This window comes from Burkholderia cepacia (assembly GCF_001039005.1).
Classification (GTDB): Bacteria; Pseudomonadota; Gammaproteobacteria; order Burkholderiales; family Burkholderiaceae; genus Burkholderia; species Burkholderia theae.
Genome location: NZ_LDWR01000096.1, coordinates 1 through 18176 on the forward strand (window position 1 = coordinate 1; position 18176 = coordinate 18176).

19 protein-coding genes are annotated in these 18176 nt (G+C 60.2%); 9 read left to right on the top strand and 10 right to left on the bottom strand.

Translation table 11 applies throughout. The features are described 5' to 3' along the window. The first annotated feature begins 108 nt into the window (after positions 1 to 108). The 3 genes from VL15_RS41295 to VL15_RS37010 all read left to right on the top strand — a co-directional run bounded on the left by VL15_RS41295 (position 109) and on the right by VL15_RS37010 (position 2111). The gene (locus VL15_RS41295) at positions 109 to 498 is read left to right on the top strand and encodes a lysozyme inhibitor LprI family protein (protein ID WP_080971077.1); all 390 of its coding nucleotides are present in this window, start codon (positions 109 to 111) and stop codon (positions 496 to 498) included. 537 nt (positions 499 to 1035) lie between these two features. Beyond that, on the top strand, positions 1036 to 1434 hold the full coding sequence (locus tag VL15_RS37005) for an energy transducer TonB (protein ID WP_048251824.1): 399 nt from the start codon (positions 1036 to 1038) through the stop codon (positions 1432 to 1434). Positions 1435 to 1646: 212 nt separating this feature from the next. Continuing rightward, positions 1647 to 2111: a GNAT family N-acetyltransferase gene (locus VL15_RS37010; RefSeq protein WP_048251825.1), complete on the top strand. Its 465-nt coding sequence runs from the start codon at positions 1647 to 1649 to the stop codon at positions 2109 to 2111. Between the two features lie 116 nt (positions 2112 to 2227). On the opposite strand, the gene VL15_RS37015 is transcribed toward VL15_RS37010, so the two are convergent. From VL15_RS37015 to VL15_RS37025, 3 genes are all read right to left on the bottom strand, one after another. Further along, positions 2228 to 2719 (bottom strand): fasciclin domain-containing protein, encoded by a 492-nt coding sequence (locus VL15_RS37015; RefSeq protein WP_419188711.1) that lies wholly within the window; start codon positions 2717 to 2719, stop codon positions 2228 to 2230. 217 nt (positions 2720 to 2936) lie between these two features. Beyond that, positions 2937 to 3659, bottom strand: coding sequence for an anti-sigma factor (locus VL15_RS37020; protein ID WP_048251826.1), 723 nt, complete (start codon positions 3657 to 3659; stop codon positions 2937 to 2939). Beyond that, entirely contained in the window at positions 3656 to 4249 is a 594-nt protein-coding gene (locus tag VL15_RS37025) for a sigma-70 family RNA polymerase sigma factor (protein WP_048251828.1), read from the bottom strand. The genes VL15_RS37020 and VL15_RS37025 overlap by 4 nt, the downstream gene beginning before the upstream one ends. Before the next feature lie 419 nt (positions 4250 to 4668). On the opposite strand from VL15_RS37025, the gene VL15_RS37030 reads away from it, so the two are divergent. Beyond that, positions 4669 to 5937: an alginate lyase family protein gene (locus VL15_RS37030; RefSeq protein ID WP_230684610.1), complete on the top strand. Its 1269-nt coding sequence runs from the start codon at positions 4669 to 4671 to the stop codon at positions 5935 to 5937. Positions 5938 to 6000: 63 nt separating this feature from the next. Here the strand turns inward: VL15_RS37030 and VL15_RS41300 are convergent, their stop codons facing one another. Beyond that, positions 6001 to 6186, bottom strand: coding sequence for a hypothetical protein (locus VL15_RS41300; protein WP_419188710.1), 186 nt, complete (start codon positions 6184 to 6186; stop codon positions 6001 to 6003). Between the two features lie 284 nt (positions 6187 to 6470). Between VL15_RS41300 and VL15_RS37035 the strand changes: the two genes are divergently transcribed. Beyond that, positions 6471 to 7169, top strand: coding sequence for a hypothetical protein (locus tag VL15_RS37035; protein ID WP_048251830.1), 699 nt, complete (start codon positions 6471 to 6473; stop codon positions 7167 to 7169). Positions 7170 to 7227: 58 nt separating this feature from the next. Here VL15_RS37035 and VL15_RS37040 read toward each other — a convergent pair whose 3' ends face one another. From VL15_RS37040 to VL15_RS37055, 4 genes are all read right to left on the bottom strand, one after another. After that, positions 7228 to 7584: an STAS/SEC14 domain-containing protein gene (locus tag VL15_RS37040; protein WP_048251831.1), complete on the bottom strand. Its 357-nt coding sequence runs from the start codon at positions 7582 to 7584 to the stop codon at positions 7228 to 7230. Between the two features lie 139 nt (positions 7585 to 7723). Then, complete coding sequence (locus VL15_RS37045; RefSeq protein ID WP_048251832.1) at positions 7724 to 8569, bottom strand: GNAT family N-acetyltransferase; 846 nt, start codon at positions 8567 to 8569, stop codon at positions 7724 to 7726. A gap of 307 nt (positions 8570 to 8876) precedes the next feature. Further along, positions 8877 to 9902, bottom strand: coding sequence for a phosphate ABC transporter substrate-binding protein PstS (gene pstS, locus VL15_RS37050; protein ID WP_230684611.1), 1026 nt, complete (start codon positions 9900 to 9902; stop codon positions 8877 to 8879). A gap of 368 nt (positions 9903 to 10270) precedes the next feature. After that, positions 10271 to 10486, bottom strand: a complete 216-nt coding sequence (locus VL15_RS37055; protein ID WP_230684612.1) for a hypothetical protein — start codon at positions 10484 to 10486, stop codon at positions 10271 to 10273. 201 nt (positions 10487 to 10687) lie between these two features. Here VL15_RS37055 and VL15_RS37060 point away from each other — a divergent pair, with 201 nt between their 5' ends. After that, complete coding sequence (locus tag VL15_RS37060) at positions 10688 to 11002, top strand: hypothetical protein (RefSeq protein ID WP_048251836.1); 315 nt, start codon at positions 10688 to 10690, stop codon at positions 11000 to 11002. 210 nt (positions 11003 to 11212) lie between these two features. Here VL15_RS37060 and VL15_RS37065 read toward each other — a convergent pair whose 3' ends face one another. Continuing rightward, positions 11213 to 12064: an aldo/keto reductase gene (locus VL15_RS37065; RefSeq protein WP_048251837.1), complete on the bottom strand. Its 852-nt coding sequence runs from the start codon at positions 12062 to 12064 to the stop codon at positions 11213 to 11215. Between the two features lie 197 nt (positions 12065 to 12261). On the opposite strand from VL15_RS37065, the gene VL15_RS37070 reads away from it, so the two are divergent. The 3 genes from VL15_RS37070 (at position 12262) to VL15_RS37080 (ending at position 17008) form a co-directional block, all read left to right on the top strand. Continuing rightward, entirely contained in the window at positions 12262 to 13233 is a 972-nt protein-coding gene (locus VL15_RS37070) for a LysR family transcriptional regulator (RefSeq protein ID WP_048251838.1), read from the top strand. A gap of 186 nt (positions 13234 to 13419) precedes the next feature. Then, positions 13420 to 14865, top strand: a complete 1446-nt coding sequence (locus tag VL15_RS37075; RefSeq protein WP_048251839.1) for a DEAD/DEAH box helicase — start codon at positions 13420 to 13422, stop codon at positions 14863 to 14865. Positions 14866 to 15271: 406 nt separating this feature from the next. Then, positions 15272 to 17008, top strand: a complete 1737-nt coding sequence (locus VL15_RS37080) for a P-loop NTPase fold protein (RefSeq protein WP_048251841.1) — start codon at positions 15272 to 15274, stop codon at positions 17006 to 17008. A gap of 512 nt (positions 17009 to 17520) precedes the next feature. Here VL15_RS37080 and VL15_RS43645 read toward each other — a convergent pair. Continuing rightward, entirely contained in the window at positions 17521 to 17649 is a 129-nt protein-coding gene (locus tag VL15_RS43645) for a hypothetical protein (RefSeq protein WP_268991251.1), read from the bottom strand. Positions 17650 to 18176 lie beyond the last annotated feature (527 nt).

Consider the following 18176-nt stretch of genomic DNA (forward strand, 5'->3'; position numbering starts at 1 on the left):
TCGACCGGTTGAATCCGCAGCCAGGAAGGGACATTCGACAGCCCCTATGGTTGCGGCAAAATCATCTGTGGGCCCCGTTCGATAATCGTCAAGGAAAGAATCTCTCAAATGAAGACCTGTGTCCTTTCAAAGCTGCTTTGTATCGCTGCGGCTACTTTCACCATGACCGCAAAGGCGCAGCAGCCTGTTTGCCACAATGACGGATCAGGTGTTGATGCTGCCGCTTGTGCACACGAAGATTTTGTTAGGGCTGACGCGCAGTTGAACGATGCTTACCACGCGGCGCTTAACATGATGGGTGCGGGTAACGAACGAGCTGATGCGAGAGCAGCGTTGATGGCGGCACAACGGGAATGGATCAGGTTCCGTGACGCAGACTGTCAGGTGCAGGATCGCATTTTTCAACATGGAACAATACGTAAAGCGACAGTGCAGTCGTGCCTAAAAGCATTGACAGAACAACGGACCAAAGAGCTGAAACAGCTTTGGTTACCGTAGCCGGATGGACCGCTATCGAAAAACTGGAGGGACCGCTCAGGGGCGATTTGAGCCGGACGCCGGCCGACTACCGACCAGCATCGCACCGATTCTATCGTTGAAAGCTTACAACTCGGGGCGGCGGTTAGACCGCTAAAGCGGTCGTCCGGTTAAAAGGGCCGAAGTGGATCGGTAGCGGTCCATTTCAAAAACTATCGGCGTAGATCTTGGCGTAGCTTTCTGCGTCAGGCTTTGTCAGATAAGGCGCAGGTACTGCTGCATCATTGGAGTGACGGTTGCAGGTACAGAGGTGGGTAGGTGCTTATGAGAGCGGGAAGGTTGCTTTAGCTGCCCGAGTTTGCCAGCGGCCCGAACATGCCTGTGCGAAGTTTGCCGTTCGGCCAGTTGCCGGAGACGACAGGCGGCATCTGCCGGCCAGTCGCGGGCGTTCGATATGCCCTCGGTATTGCCGACAGCGTACCTGCGTAGTGCATCCTTGACCTCGGCAACAAAGCCCAGATGACCAAGACTCTTGGCTAGCATTGGTCCGTTGAATGATTGCGGCTTACCATAAGCACCTTCGAAGAAGCTGTTGAGGAGCTTGAGATCGTAAATTTGAAGATGGCATTGACGGTGTTTGGCATGGTGTTCACGCTGGGTGCATATGGCGTCGAGGCTAACGATGCCGGTCTTACTGTATCGGCGTACGGTCTTTCTTGCAAAATCCCCATTCCTTCGTACCCGGTAACGGCTCACCACAGCGGTCACAAAGGTCGGGTTGTGGTTGGCTTTACCGTAAAGGCAAGCGGTGAGATTGCCGATGCCAGCGTATTTGCATCGAGTGGGTATGAAGATCTGGACAGCGCGTCAGTCAAGTCGATCGAGAATATGACGTGTGAGCCACCCAAGGGAGGCAGGGGCGTACAGGGGAAACAAGTGTTCGATTTCTCGATGTAACCGGGGAATTACATTGAAGAGTGCGCGTTTTGGGGAGCGAGCCTGACTTTGTCAGCGGCCCGAACGTGCCAGCTCGAAGTTCGCCGTTCGGCCAGTTGCCGGTGATCACGACCGCAGGCTGCCGGCCACCAGCGCTAAACCGTAGTGCGCAGGGGGCTTATCGCGGTTCACCAGGATGTTACTCGCGCGGAATTCGCTGCCCAGGAGATGAGATGCACCGCAACTTTGTGATACGGGCTGGCCGCCCTTCGGATGCAGACCAACTGACGAAGCTCGCATTTCTTTCGAAGGCGCACTGGGGCTACCCCACAGAATGGCTGGAACTGTGGGAAGCCGACCTTACCGTTACGCCCGAGATGATCGAAGATTCAATCGCCTACGTTGCCGAAACTGAAGAACGGATCATCGGGTTCTGGGTCAGGGCCTCGATGGATTCCGATGAACCTACTCGCGGCTGGCTATTCGTTCACCCAGATCATATGGGGCAGGGCGTCGCACGTGCGTTATGGTCCGAACTCAGGAAAGAGGCGGCCGCGAGAGGAATCAGGAGCTTCGTGATCGAAGCTGATCCCAATGCCGTGCCATTCTATCTGGCGCTCGGCGCAGAAAAAATCGGCGAGAAAGAATCGACCGTCATTCCGGGAAGGCTCTTTCCAATCCTTCGGGTACCTGTCTGATGGGCGCCGCTTATTGATCGCTTATCGAGGACAACTTATATCGGGAACGGAGCACTATGCAGGATAACGAATGGATTTCGTGCATATCGCACCCGCCCCCGAACCAAGCCTGCGTGTCACGGCAACAGTACAGTGTCGACCACATGAATCACACCATTCGACTGCATGACGTCGCCGATCGTCACATGCGCGACATTGCCCTTGTCGTCGGTGATGGCCCACCCCTTTGCATCGCGGCTGACGATCAGCGGATCGCCCTCGACCGTCTTCAACGCCGCCTTGCCGCCGCCCTGATCGACCGCCTTGGCCAGGTCATGTGCGGTGAGGCGTCCGGGCACGACGTGATACGTGAGCACCTTGACCAGCGTCGCCTTGTTCTCGGGTTTCAGTAACGTCTGCACCGTGCCGGGCGGCAAGGCGGCGAATGCCTCGTTGGTCGGTGCGAAGACCGTGAACGGCCCCTTGCTCGACAAGGTATCGACCAGCCCGCCGGCCTTCACGGCCGCGACCAGCGTCGTGTGATCGTTTGAGTTCACCGCGTTCTCGACGATGTTCTTCGACGGATACATCGCAGCGCCGCCCACCTCCACGGTTTTGTCCATGGACATCGAACCCGCCGTCGCGGCTTGCGTGGTGACGCCCAGCGCGATCGCGAGGGTGAGCACCGTGCCGATCACTTTCAATTTTCTGCAGGATTCCATCTGGGTTCTCCCGAAAGATCGATGCTTCCGGCTGGAAGCTACCGAAGATACGAGACGAACGGGGCAACGGATGCATGCGGGACGGCCGAATTTCAAGCGGCGATGAACGGACCGTAGGTCAAGCTCATGCGCTGCCGACGGCACCCTTCGCCAGCACCGGTCCGGTCGGCTGCCCGGTCGGCGATCCGCCGCGCGGTTCAAGTGACACGGCCAGTATCGCGCTGGCGTTCAGCGAGACGAGCGCCGTGCGCGGTATCGACACGACAGTCGGTCGATCCGCGGCGATCAGGCCGAGGGAAGCGGGTCGTCCGCCCGGCGCGATCAGCCACAGTTGGGTGGAGCGATCGGCCGCGACGGGGGTATCGCTTGCCGGCACAATCACCATGCGCGCGCGCTCCACATCGACGGTCACGGTCCAGCCGGCGGTGCCGCCGTCGCGGACGAGGCTTGCCACCTTGTAGACGTCATGAGTGGGCTCGACGACGGTGGGCGGGCGGAGCGGCAGAACCGACAGGACAGCGAGCGCGATCGCCGCGATGCTCGAACCGATGCCGATCCAGCGCCAGCCTTGCAGGTTGTTCCAGAAGCCGACGCGCGGGCGAGGCCGGTTGGCGGGCGCAAATCCGAGGTCGGCCTGGATGCGTATCCACACGTGCGGCGGCGGCTCGATCCCGACGATGTCGTCGTTCAGCGGCAGCAGGTGGTTTTGCCAACGCGCCACGCTGGCGGCGAGTTGAGGATCGCGCTGCATGGCCTGTTCGATCCGCCTGCGCTCCGACCCATCGAGCACGCCTAATACGTATTCGGCACAACGGATGTCGTTCGGGCTGGAGAGTGGGGTGTTCATCGTTCGAGACACGCTTTGAGTTGGAGCAAACTGCGCCGAATCCAGCTTTTCAACGTACCGAGCGGAACACGAAGGCGCTCCGCCAGCTCCGCATACGTTGCGCCCGCAAAGAATGCCTCTCGCACGACGCTACGCTGTGTGGCGGGCAGTATCTCCAGGCAGTGCTCCAGCCGCCGCCGTTCCTCGCTGTTTTCAGCCGCAGTGGCGGGCGATGGCCGTTCGTCGACCGCTTCTTCCATCGTCGACTCATCGACGTGGACTTCGCGGTGACGTCGAAGGCGGTCGATCGCCCGATTGCGCGCAATGGCCCCAAGCCAGGTGATCGCACTGGCCAGTGTCGGATCGAACGTCGCGGCCCGATGCCATACCGTGACATAGACCTCTTGCAAGACCTCCTCGGCTTCACCGCGATCTCGCAGCATCGTCACGCACACCCCGAACAGTTTCGCGGAGGTGCGCCGGTAGAGGGTGCTGAAAGCGCCTTGATCGCCGGCGCCCGCGTCGAGAAGAAGCTGGTTGAGTTCTTCGCGCCGGCGGTTTTCGGATTCGCCGATCGACCGCTCGCTATCGGAAGCCAGGTTGCTTCTCATGTGCACTGAATTCTCCACCGGGTGGCTTGAAGAATCTGGGGCGGCATCTGACGCGCGATGGAGCGGGACGCGAGAGTGAATGTCGGTAGCTGCCATCGTACCCCCGATCCCGCGATCTCCGAGTCTGCCGATTCAGTTACGTTCCACGCGAGCATCCGGATGCACGTGTGTGGTCGTTTGACCGTATGCGGTCCGTAAGCGACGCCTGTTAGATCGGTATGCGCAGACTCGGAATGAGTCTTCCCCGGATGACGGACGATTCTTTACGGCATGCTTACCGTCAACCGAAGCGTCGCGAGGACCGTTCATACGTTGCAACGCGGCTTTCTCCCGGCGGTCCGTTCATCGTATGCCGGTTCCTATTCGAATCCATGCTGGTTCTTTCTCAGCAAGATCGGCGCAACCATTATCGGAGCCATATGGCGTTTCGTCTGTCCTTGCGAGCAGCAGCCACGATTCCCGTTCTTTGCATCGTGATGCTTGGCGGGTGCATCGCCGCGGCGCAGCAGCATACCGACGTGACCGGTTCATATCAGTCACACACCGACGCACAGCCGAAGCCTGCACCCGGCGCCCGCATGGCCAGCGCACCTTTTGTTCACCCCGGCCTGCTGCATACGGAGAGCGATTTCACGCGCATGCGCGTGAACGTCGCCGCGCGGCGGCAGCCGTGGTTCGACGGTTGGCAACGCCTGGTTGCCAACCGGCATGCGTCGCTCGACTGGAAGCCGAATCCGCAGCCGGCCATCTATCGCGGACGCAACCCCGACCACGCAGAGAATTACGCCACGCTCTTCAACGATGCCGCTGCGGCCTATGCGCTCGCACTTCGGTGGAAGATCACCGGCGACAATGCCTACGCCCAACACGCCATCGACATCCTGAATGCGTGGTCGCGCACGCTCACCATGATCGGCGGCAGTTCCGACAAATTCCTGGCTTCCGGCATTTACGGCTACCAGCTGGCGAACGCCGGCGAAATCCTCCGCACGTCCGCACTGTGGCGCCCCGACGATCTCCAGCACTTCCAGTCGATGATGCTCGGCGTGTTCTATCCGATGAACCACGATTTCCTGACGCGGCACAACGGCGGAAAGATCGACCATTACTGGGCCAACTGGGATCTCGCCAACATGGCATCGATGCTGGCAATCGGTGTCCTGACCGACCGTCGCGACGTCTATGCCGAAGCGGTCGACTACTTCAAGCATGGCGCAGGCAACGGTTCAATCGAACACGTGGTGTGGAAGCTGTATCCGAACGGGCTGGGTCAGGTGCAGGAAAGCGGACGCGACCAAGGGCATACCATGCTCGATATCGCGCTGCTCGGGGCGTTCTGCCAGATGGCCTGGAGCCAGGGGGACGATCTTTACGGATATGACGACAACCGGTTCCTGCGCGGAGCGGAATACGCCGCCCGATACAACCTCGGGAAGGACGTGCCTTACACGCAATACACGAACAGCGACGTCACGCAGCCCGTCATCTCGCCGAATTCGCGCGGTGACGGGCGTCCGATCTGGGCACTCGTCTACAACCACTACGTTGTGCTCAAAGGGCTCTCCGCGCCGGACGTCGAGGCTTTTGCCCGCAAGATCGCGCCGGAAGGCGGCGGTGGCGACTACGGTCCCAATAGCGGCGGCTTCGATCAGCTGGGATATGGGACGTTGACCTATACGATTAAATGACCTTCAGCGACTCAGCAGATTCTCCGGGATGCGACGCCGGCACGAGGCCTTTCTCACGCTCCATCAAATATTTTGAAATCCCTTGCGTCGCAGGTTGGCGTTGATCCCGTGCTCCTGCGCCAGGCGAGCCACCGACACGCCCAGGCGTAACGCAGCCTCGGCCAATGCGCGTTTGCCTTTCTCGTCAACGCGGCGACGGCCGTCGCTGTTTTGACGAACTCGTCTCAACGCGGGGTTTTTGTCAGCCATAGGTGCCCACCTCCCAAATAGGTGGACACCTATGCTCGTCGCTCAGAGCGCCGTTGGGTAGACGCCGATCATGGATCGCTTACGTTCGACTTCAACGGCCAGATTCGGCGCTCACCTCTACCTACGGGGTTTCCCCAATACTTTCGGTCGACGCAACCATTACAGTTGTCAATGTAATCGTCGCATCGGGAACGTGTCCTCGCGGTTTCTTGCCGTGTTCCACGCCAGACCCCCGATATGCCCGGCCACGCGGCCAGTCAGGATAGGTCAAGGATGAACGAATCGTGAGCGCTTCTTATGCTGAAAAGCCGACGTTCTACGTGCCCAAGGCTTTCTTCTACATCCAGGGCGCAATCGTTTCGGTCTTGTTGAACGTCGTTCTTTATTTCTATCTGGCGAACTTTCACGACGGAACATCGATTCCCGCGATGCTGTCGGCTTATACGGCGCATGCCTTTCAGTTCAAAGCGACGACCATCCTGCTCGCGTTCCTGCTGGGGCCGATGATTGTCATATCGGGGATGCTGGCAGGCCGTCTATGGCATGCGGACACCAGTCAATATCATCAGTTGAGCTGGATCGCATTGATCAGTGATATCGCTTTTCTCGGTGCATGGGGCGCTGCCATCGGACTTGGCCTGGCCGCCATGGGCGTGCTGGAGTACGCGCCTCAGACGGTTCCTTATACGCTCGTGGCGGGTTTCGGGTCGGTTGCATCGGTGCTTGGGGTGCTTTGGGCGCCATTCGGGCTTTCGTGCTTTTACATCTCGGTCAAATCCGGTCTGCTACCCGGCTGGCTGAATATCCTCACGCTGGTTGCCGTTTTAATGAACTGCTGCGCTGTATTCGGTATGTTCACCATGACGGGCCCGCTTAACCCGATTAATGGTCAGATCGCCGCGGGATTCCCGTTCTATGGCCCAGTGACATGGTTCAACATGGTCATGGCCTGGTTGCTGTCGCAGATGTTCAGCAGGAAATGAGTTCTACGAATCCGACCGGCCTATCGACCGCCGGCGGGATCGCCAGCCGGCGCTGCGCTCAGGCTTTGATCCAGTCGCGCGCCTGCTCCAGCTCGTTGACGTGGAACGCCTTGACTTCGGCCTTCGTAAAGAACCGCGCCAGATGCATCGCCGCGTGGATCCATCCTGCATCGGCCGCCACGGCGGCGCGCGTGACCTTGCGCGCCAGCGGAACGCCGAGCGTGATATCGGTCCACAGCGCCTTCGGCTCGATGCCGGTGAAATGCTCGATGCGTTCGAGCACGCGGGTCTTGCCGTTCAGTTCGAGATCGCCACGCATGCGCTCGATGGCTTCGCGCAGATCATGGTCGGTGATTTTGCCTTCGACGGAAATTTCGACGACAGGGGAATCGGGCTCGGTGTGATAGAGGATCATGGCAAGACCTCCTGACTAGGGAGACGTCACACAATCAGGCGCGGCGTGGATGCGCCTGGCGTTCGATGATTGCTTCATGCTACCCCTTTCCCTATCGCCCGGTCGGCACCATGCAGGGCAGGCCGACGTGTTCGCGCCATCATCCCAGTTCAAACGACGTCACCCCGAATACGCGATCGATCGCGATCGCGGGTGCGTCTTGCGTATACATCCGCGCGGTTTCGAAGACGCTCGTCATGCCGTGCCGTTCCGCCAGCGCGACGGCCGCGGGGTTCGTTTCCGGCACGTCGAGCACGATGACCTCGCCGGGCATGCGCGCCGCCAGCGCGCGAAACAGCCCGGTGGCGACGCCTGCGTCATCCGCGAAGAGCGGACCGATCTTGCAGCCGGCCTTGCAGCGGCGCACGACACCGTATCCGGCGATGCGGCCAGCGTCGACTGTTGCGAGCGCAACGGCATCCGGCTGCGCGATCCACGCGGAGACGAAACGCTCGCGCGCCGCGGGAAAACACGGGCGATCGTAGGCAAGCAACTGCTCGAACGGCACGTCGGCCGCCGCCGTCACATGCGCGCACCCGATGCCGTCCACGCGCCCCTGGTAGCGGATGTTGCGGTATGCGAGCCGGAACCCGGACTTCCTGTAGTTCGCCTGTTGCGCGACGACGCCGTCGAGACCGATGTTGCGGTCTCCCAGGTAACGCATGCCGTGCTGCCAGATTCGCATACCGAAGCCTTTGCCGCGAAACCCGGATTTCACGATGTAGAGACCGATGAAGCCAAAGCGATCGTCATAGGCGACAGCGGCGAGGCACGCGACCGGTTCGCCGCGCCAGATGCCGACGAAGAAACCGGCCGGGTCCGCTTCCCTGAAACAGTGCGGGTCATGCAAGCCGGGGTTCCACCCTTCGGCCGCCGCCCATTCGACCGACATCGCCACCTCGTCGGCCGACATCGTGCGCACGACAAAGTCTCCGCCTTGATCCATGGTTCGTCCCGGTCGCGGCGCTAAGGATTGCCGCTTCGTGTTACGGAAAATGCAGCGAGCAAGCGCCGGCAAGCGGGCACCTATCAACTGACAGAATAGACCGTGCACGCATGCTCAACGCCGGGACTGCCGGACGAAATTTGCAGGGGCCTCGATGCGCAACCAGGCGGTTCGCGTTTCGGTCGGTTGCCGGCGACTACGACCAACGGATGCTGGCTATAACGGACGTTTTGGAACGATTTTTGAAGGGACGCTCCCGCTTCGTCAACGGACGTTTGCGGTCGATAGCGCGTCCCGCCCGGCGCACTTAGTCCACCAGCGCTTTACCGGAGGCGTCCTTGATTTTCGCCTTCCATTGCTTGCGGATTTCGGACACGACCGGATCGGGAAGCGAGATGTAGTCGAGTTCCGTGGCGGCCTGGTTGCCATTCTTGAACGCCCAGTCGAAGAACTTCAGCGTTTCCTTGCCCTGATCCGGTTTGTCCTGCTTCGCGTACAGCAGCACGAAGGTCGCGCCGACGACGGGCCATGCGTCCTTGCCCGGCTCGTCCGTCAGGATCTGGTAGAACGATTTCGACCAGTTCGCGCCGGCAGCAGCGGCCTTGAACGTTTCGGTCTTCGGTTCGACCACCGTGCCCGTCGAGTTCTTCAGCGCGGTGTAGGCCATGTTGTTCTTCTTCGCGTACGCCCACTCGACGTAACCGATCGCACCCGGCAGACGCTGCACGAAGGCCGCGACGCCGTCGTTGCCCTTGCCGCCGGTGCCCGTCGGCCAGTTGACCGTCGTGCCTTCGCCGATCTTGGATTTCCACTCGCCGTTGACCTTCGACAGGTAGTTCGTCCAGATGAAGCTCGTACCCGAGCCGTCAGCACGACGAACGACCGCGATGTCGGTATCCGGCAGCTTGACCTTCGGGTTCAGCGCGACGATCGCCGGATCGTTCCACTTCTTGATCTTGCCGAGGTAGATGTCGCCGAGCACCGGGCCCGACAGCGTCAGCGTGCCTGCCTTCATGCCCGGCACGTTGACGACCGGCACCACGCCGCCGACCACCGTCGGGAACTGGAACAGGCCTTGCTTCGCGAGTTCGTCATCCTTCAGCGGCGCGTCCGAACCGGCAAAATCGATTGTCTTCGCGTTGATCTGCTTCAGGCCACCGGACGAACCGATGCCTTGATAGTTGACCTTGCCGCCGCCCGACTTCTTGTACGCATCGGCCCATTTCGTGTAAATCGGCGCGGCAAACGTGCTGCCCGCGCCGGTGATATCGGCAGCGTGAGCGGCGATAGCAACAAGGGCCAGGGTGCAGGGAACCAGGATCCGGATGTTCACGTAACACCTCCTGTCTTCTGTCGGCATGCTGTTCTACACGCTACTGCCGGCTTGTGACTACTTCACGACGTGCGGCGATGTCGTTGTAGTCGCTTGCAACCGCTTGCAACGCTGTAGCCGGCAGACAGTTCAGCATGGGCGACCAGGATTGCCGGCTCAGGCAACACGCAAGGATCCATGCGTCGCCCGCATGCGGGTTCTGATCTGGAAGTCTGATGTGTCGAGCTGGATGTGCCGGCCGTCGTTCGGCAATGACTGTCGGTTGACCGCGACAGCGACCTTCGAGCGGTGTCGCATCGAAGGGTGATAGGAGTATTGCATCTCGATGCGAAAACTCAAGGAACGTGCAACGGCCCGAACCGCGCAGGTCAGTTCCCGTCGCTTGCCACGATCGAGGCCAACGCGCGATCGCCGTCACGTTGGGCCGTGTCTTCGGCGGTAAAGATGTGCTCGCTGAATGCGATCAGCTTGAAGCCACTTCCCATTGAGCGAGGAACCGTGATGCCCCAATGCCAGCCGCCATCCTGTTCGAATACGTGGAGGGCGGGGGGCGCCTGGCTCGGTGCTGATGAAGAAGTCTTCACGGCGTGCTCTCCCGTCATGGGGCGACTGCGGGCAACTACATCGAAGGTGCGAACTCAGTCTACGGGCATTTTTGTTGCGTCGCAACATGCGCGTTGCGGTAAAAAAACCGATGCGCCAAGCGTCATAATTTTGAAACACCATAGGCACCGTGAGAGCTTACTGGCATATTGATGTGACGATTGTGATTTTTCGGAGGCATCATGGAAAGCGGTTCGCTTGTGTGGGCAGGAGTGCCGCATAACAGTGATGGTGTGGTGTTTCAGGTTCGCGTGGGGCGCGGGCTTCAGCGCTTTCATATTGCGCGGACGGTGCTCGAGAAGGCGCTCGATCTCGAGCGATTGGCGACCGATGCGCGACAGCTCGAGTGCTTTTATGAGCACTTGACTCCGATCCTGGGCGCCGCCCGGAAGTCGCGTTCGAATGCCAAGGCGGATACTGTCCCCTTGAAGATTTCCGATTTCGTCAGAACGGGCAAGACGTGGGCCGGGCACGATGCCCGGGCGGTGACACGATGAGCGCCGTCGAGCGGTCGACGAGCCTCGAGGCCTGAAGACCGCACGCAGGATGACGGTTCGTTCGCGCGTGACGGCACGATCTTTGTCGGCCCGGATCGGGCCCTTGCTGTCCCGGATTGAGCGTCGATCGTGCGTGCGTTCGCGAACCGTGGGGCGGCGGAAGGGAAGGTCAAGTTGCCGTGCGACGGCGGCGAACCGGACGCATGCGCGTCAGAGACCGAGTTTTCGTTCGCTCATCCACTTCACGATCGCCGGATCGCGATGGGAGAAGAAACGGCTCGTGCCGGTCTCCAGCGTTGCGATGGCCTGCATGTCTTCGTCGGACAGTGCGAAGTCGAAGACGGCCAGGTTTTCCACCATCCGTTCCTTGCGCACGGACTTCGCCAGCGCGACGATTCCACGCTGAACCACCCAACGCAACACGACCTGTCCCACGGTCTTGCCGTGGCGCTGCGCAATCGCCGCGAGCTGCGCGTTCTCGAACAGGTTGTTGCGCCCTTCGGCGAAGGGCGCCCAAGCCTCGGGCTGAATGCCAAGCCCGCGCATGAAATCGACGCTTTCGTCCTGCTGGTGGAAGGGGTTGACTTCGATCTGGTTGACCGCCGGCGTCACCTCGTTGAAACACGCGATATCCATCAGACGATCCGGGTGGAAGTTGCTCACGCCGATCGCGCGCAGCTTGCCGGCACGATGCGCTTCCTCCATCGCTCTCCACGCGCCGTGAACGTCGGAGAACGGTTGATGGATCAGGAACAGATCGAGGTAGTCGAGGCCCAGACGCTTCAGCGACTTGTCGATGGCCACCCGAGCCCGTTCATAACCGGCGTCCTCGACCCACAGCTTGCTGGTGACGAAAAGCTGGTCGCGCGGCACCCCGCACCGTTTGAGGCCGCGCCCGACAGCCTCCTCGTTCTTGTAGGACGCCGCGGTGTCGATCAGGCGATAGCCTGCCTGTACCGCGTCGACGACGCAGCGTTCGCATTCCGCCTCGTCGGCAATCTGAAAGACGCCGTAGCCGAGGATCGGCATCGTCATCCCGTTGTTCAGTGTCACATCCTGCATGGTCGGTCCTTGGTGCGGAAAGTCGATGGCGGCATGAGGCCGGCTCGGGGCGAACCGGATTTCATGGCCCTGAGGCGCTACTTTAGAAGGTGCAGTTTCAAGCGAATAGTCGAATTCCGGTTGCATCAGTATCAAGCTGAGATTGATACTGATGCGATGCGCGCTCGACCATGAGCGCTTCAACGCAAGCATCGACCATGCCCGGCAACGACTTCAAGGCCATCGCAACCTTCGCCAAAGCGGTGGAACTCGGCAGCATCCGAAAGGCTGCGCTGGCCCAAGGCGTCACGCCTCAGGCGGCGAGTCAAACCATTGCGCAGCTGGAGCAGCATCTCGGCGTCCGGCTATTGCATCGAACCACGCGCAGCCTCGCGCTGACCGAGGAAGGGCAGCGGTTTCTGGAGAACACGCAGCCCGCACTGGAGGCGCTGGACAGGGCGCTTGTCCTGGCGCGGGAGTCCAAGGACGAGATCGCGGGGCCGCTGCGTATCGTCGGGCCGAAATCGTCGTTCGCAGCCGTCCTGATGCCGCTGCTCGACGTGTTCTGTCGCGCGCACCCCGGTATTCAACCGGACGTCCAGCTCGATGACGGAATCGGCAACTGGGTGCTGGATCGCGTCGATGTCGGCTTCAGGATCGGTGCATCGGCCAGCGAAGGCGTAATCGGCCGGCAGCTCTTCCCGATCCAGATGATCGTGTGCGCCGCGCCTGACTATCTCGAAGCAAACGGCACGCCATCGACACTGGATGACCTGGCGGCGCACCGCTGCGGCGTGTTCCGGCATCCTGCCACGGGCAAGGTGGCGCCCTGGTACCTGAACGTCGACGGCAAGCTCGAACATCGGCAGATGTCGCCTGCGTTCGCGACGAACGACTCGGAGCTTGAAGTGCACGCGGTGCTCGCCGGGCAGGTGATGGGGCAGCTCGCGGGGTTCTCGGCCGTGCCGCATATCCGGGCGGGACGACTGGTGCCGGTTCTCGTGCAGCATATGAGCACGCACATCGGCCTGCACCTTTACTACGGAAGCCGAACTGCTCTGCCGAAGCGCGTGCGAGCGTTTCTGGATCTCGCGTTCGAGCGTCTGCATGACTGCCACGATTTCATGCTCACCGATAAAGAGCTCGAGCGGTTCAAGTCGCGGTCGAAGCGATCTGTCCGCGCGCGGTAGGTTGGCCGCTTCATCGCGTGTGATTTTCTTTCGAGGCGATTGCCGGCCGGAGATCGACAGCGGCCGCGAAAGCAGGCCACGAAACGCCCGAGCATCCAACGCCTCCATGGCCGTCCATTCGTCGATGTACGCGCTGCAATCGGCGCGGTAACCGCTAGAATTGCGGTTTTAGCCCGGAACACGTCCATGTCTTTTGCCTCGCTCGGCCTGATCGACCCCTTGCTGCGTAATGTGCAGGACCTCAATTACCAGACACCTACGCCGGTGCAGGCCAAGGCGATTCCTGCCGTGCTCGGTGGCAAGGACGTCATGGCCGCGGCACAGACCGGCACCGGCAAAACGGCGGGTTTCGCGCTTCCGCTGTTGCAACGGCTGGTGCAGCACGGCCCGGCGGTGTCCAGCAACCGCGCGCGCGTGCTGGTGCTGGTGCCCACGCGTGAACTGGCCGAACAAGTGCTGCAAAGCTTTGTCGCTTACGGCAAAGGCCTCGACTTGCGATTTCTGGCCGCCTACGGCGGTGTGAGTATCAACCCGCAGATGATGAAGTTGCGCAAAGGCGTCGATGTGCTCGTCGCGACGCCGGGCCGGTTGCTCGATCTGAATCGCCAGAACGCGGTGCAGTTCGATCAAGTCCAGACGCTGGTGCTGGACGAAGCCGACCGCATGCTGGATCTGGGCTTTGCGCGCGAGCTCGACGCCGTCTTTGCCGCGTTGCCTGCTCAGCGCCAGACGCTGCTGTTCTCGGCGACGTTTACCGACGATATCCGCGCGATGGCGGCGGGCATTCTGCGCAACCCGGTCAATATCAGCGTCAGCCCGCCCAATGTCACGGCCAGCAAGATCAAGCAGTGGGTGGTGCCGGTGGACAAAAGGAACAAGCCCGACCTCTTCATGCACCTGGTGGCCGAGAACAAGTGGGAGCACGCGCTGGTGTTCGTCAAAACCCGCAAAGGCGTGGATTACCTGGCGGCCATGCTGGATGAAGCGGGTTATGCGGTCGACACCATCCACGGCGACAAGCCGCAACCCGCGCGCCTGCGTGCGCTGGAGCGCTTCAAGACACGCGAAGTACAGATGCTGGTCGCCACCGACGTGGCTGCGCGCGGGCTGGATATCGACGATCTGCCGCTGGTGATCAACGTCGATCTGCCGATCGTGGCGCAGGACTATGTGCACCGTATTGGCCGTACCGGCCGCGCGGGTGCGAGCGGCGTGGCGGTGTCCCTCGTGTGTGCCGATGAAGCGCCGCAACTGGCCGCGATCGAAGCGCTGATCCGGCAATCGCTGCCCCGTGAAGAAGAGCCGGGTTTTGAAGCCGATCATCGCGTGCCGGAAACCAGTGCAACGGGCGAGATCATCAAGAAACCCAAAAAGCCCAAGAAACCGAAAGTGCCGCAGGCTGTGCCGGGCGCCAAGCAGGCACCCGGCAAGAAGCCGCACTCGCAAGGCGGCGAAAGCAAACGCAAGCCCGCGGCGCAGCGTGCTGTCGCCGCAGGTAAAGGCACGAGTTTGTCCAGTGGGAACCCGTTCAGTGTGCAAAAGCCGCGCAGTAAACCAGCTGGCAAGACAGCGGCGGGTGCACGCAAGCCGGCTGGCAAACCCGCGGGTGGTCGAGGCAAGCGTCAGCCCTGATTCGTGGGGGATGAGTAACGCCATCGCAGTGAGCCGAAGCCTGCGTATTGGGTATCGACGATTCTGAGCTTGACAGGATGGCCGGTAAAGTTCGGCGACCGATCACCTGAGTTCCTACGGTCGACCGGCCGTTCTGCGGCGCGTTCTGTCGCTGGCCGCGGGGCGAGCGTCGATCGGTAGCCGATCGGCGAGGTTCGGCCATTTTCTGCCGGTCGAGAACGGTAGCTTCGGAGCTGCCCATAAACTCGCGGTGGCCCGGTGCTGGCGCAGAATTGAGAAATGACAACGCGTTCTCTTCGAATCTCGAAAAATCTTCACGGGATCTGGCTGGTCGAGTGCGCCAGTGATGCACCCCAAACGTCGTACTGGCGGGAACGCCTGCTGGATTCAGCACGGAATAAAGCAAATGACGATCGAACAATCTAAAACGCAGTTGATCTCGCTCATCGACAACGCCGACCTAAAAGTCTTCGCGCTGATAGGCGCATGGGGTACCGGCAAAACCCACCTCTGGAACGAAATTCGCAAAGAGTCGCAGGACCCGATTGTCGAAGGCGCGCGCTACGTGTCCCTCTTTGGCTTGAAAGACATCAATCAGCTCAAGCTCAAGGTGGTCCAAAGCGCACTCCCAGTAGGCGGAGAAAGCAGCTCGTTGACAGAAGGTCTGGTGAAGACTTGGAAGGCCAGCGTCGACGCCTTGAAGAAAGTCCACGAGGGATTTTCGGCGCTCGACGAGCTTGCGCTGGTAGCAGTTCCTGTCGCCTTGCGCAACCGATTCGTAGTCGTCGACGACATCGAGCGCAAGCACGCATCGTTGTCAGTTGACGAGGTTCTGGGCTTCGTCGACGAATACTCTCAGAATTTTGGTACGCGATTCCTCTTGATTCTCAACTCGGACCAGTTCTCCTCGTCTACCGACAGCGCGCTCTGGGCGGCGTTCCGAGAGAAGGTGGTCGAAGAAGAACTTCGTTTCACGCCGACACCTGGGGAGGCGTTTGACATCGCGGTTCCGAGCTCGAATTGCCCTTACCGCGCGATGGCCAGGACTGCGGTGGACGCGTGCGGGATCACCAATATCCGGGTCATCCGTCAGGCTTATCGTCTTGTGGTTCGGCTCCTCGGTGAGACTGGGGACATGCCTCTCGCCATACAGGCACGAACTGTTCCCTCGATTGTGCTCATTTCTGCTCTTGCAAACAAAGCCATCAAGGACGGGCCGACTCTGGAGTATGTCGCAGGCTACAACCGAGGTTCTAGCGACTTTATAACGCGCTACCTCGCTCAGGAAGGCGATGCGTCAAAGGAGAAAGCCGAGGACGCAACGCCGGCCGCATGGAAAGTTCTGCTGTCAAAGCTCGGGATTAATTCTTCGGACGAATTTGAAGAGCGGGTCGTCGCCTTCGTTTGCGACGGAAGGCACGACGCAAAGGCGATTGAGGCGATCGTCCAAGGCTACCAACACAACGAGAATCGCACCGAATCTAGGAATCTCGCGTATGCATTCTCTGAACGTTTCAATTGGGACGTCACAGCCTGCGACGACGATCTCGTAGCTGATGCGGTCAAGCTCATCACCAGAGTCGCCGACCTTGACGCCTACACTGTCACAGCGCTAGGAAAACAGATGGTCGATCTTCCTGGCGGTGCCAAACTTGAAGAAAATTTGATTGATGGTTGGTTGGCTCACTTCGCGACCATCGCCGACAAAACCGAATTCGGGGAATCACCGTTCCATCAGCCGCTACACCCCAAACTTAAGGCAGCAATCGACAATGCGCGCGATGCTCGAATTCACAGTGCGACCGTCGTCGATGCCATCAAGTACCTTCTTGAGAACAGCGGTTGGGGCCATCGGGAAGTAGCGACGATGAGAGCCGCTACGATCGACGATTTCGAGACTGCGATGCGGACGTTGAAAGGTCGTGATTTCAAGCTTTTTGTACTTAAAGGTTTGGACATTCTCGAACAGAATCAAATGTACGAGAACCACTTCGGCCAAGCTGGGATGAATTTCTTGGAAGCATGTCGGCGCATCGTCAGAGCCGAGAAAGAGAACCGATTCGGACGATTGTTGCGGATGTTGTTCGCAGAGAGCAAAGTTCCAGCGCTTTTGGCCGAGGGCGAAATTGAAACCAAGCCGTAGGTATCGACAGCGGTCGACTTCAATGCAGCGGTACCAGGGCGACTGTCCCCGGATCTCCAAGGGACGCCAACCTCCATCGAGAGCACGGGCATGCGGCGACATCGCCTTCGTTACTGACTGTACGAGCGTCAGCTTCTGGGCACCCAAACCCGTACCGCCGATGTCGCGTATGGGTCGCAAAGAGTCCTTCGCGTGGCTCCACAACGGCCACTCTGTGTCGCGCGTGGCTGTTTTAAGACATCGCCGAACGGCATGATAACGAGATGCCGTCTTATCACGATAGTGTGATTACCCATTCAAACTCGGGTTCCGCGGAACGCGTAACCGCGACTGCCTGCGGTGCGAGGGCGTCCTGGGTGAGTTGACATCTGTCTTCGCAACGCCGGGACCGGTGACGACTTTATTGCGCGACACTCAAGCCCATGAATTTGCGAAAGTATCCCGTTTCCCAGCCGATGCCGACCGGCGAAGTGACACTTTTACTTCGCAAACGGTGGCGATTTTATTTTGGTCTACGAGAGATGGCGATCGAATTCGCCGACCCAGTTGTTCAGTTCATCAGGCAGTTCTGCCTGTGCTAAACGCTTGCCGTTACCTCGTGACCGGGGTACGGACGGCGTCGGAGACGGTGTGTTGTTCATGAGCTTCTCCGGTCGACCGGAATGGCCGATCGGGGAGGCTTGCTCCGATTATGCGAAGACGTTTCGGGTGCCGGCCGGCCCTGACCGGCACGCCACGATCACCGCAGAACTCAACCCGTCGCGAACTGGGCATAACCGGGAACTGTGCCTAATCAAAAATGTGCGAAGCTTCGCATATTTTTGATTCCGGCCAGACCTCAGGCAGGCGCCGAAGGAATCGGCACGATTCGCGCGATTCAATCTCGCCATCGCCTTCGAAAATGACAACGAGCAGCATCCCCATAGTTCGCTGAAATATCGCTCGCCACGCGAGTTCCGGCGAAGGGTCGAATCAGCGACTCGAGTGTGACGCGGTGTGCGGAGGTATGGGGTAAATCCAGCCGCGCGGGGGCTGGCCTCCCGCAAATTTCAGTGCGTCCGTTCCATGAACGTAAGCGCCGGGCGGGCGATGTTGTAGATGAAGTTGCAATTCAGATAGCGCTCGATTGAATAATTTCAATTTTATTGATTATTGTAATTCCGAATGT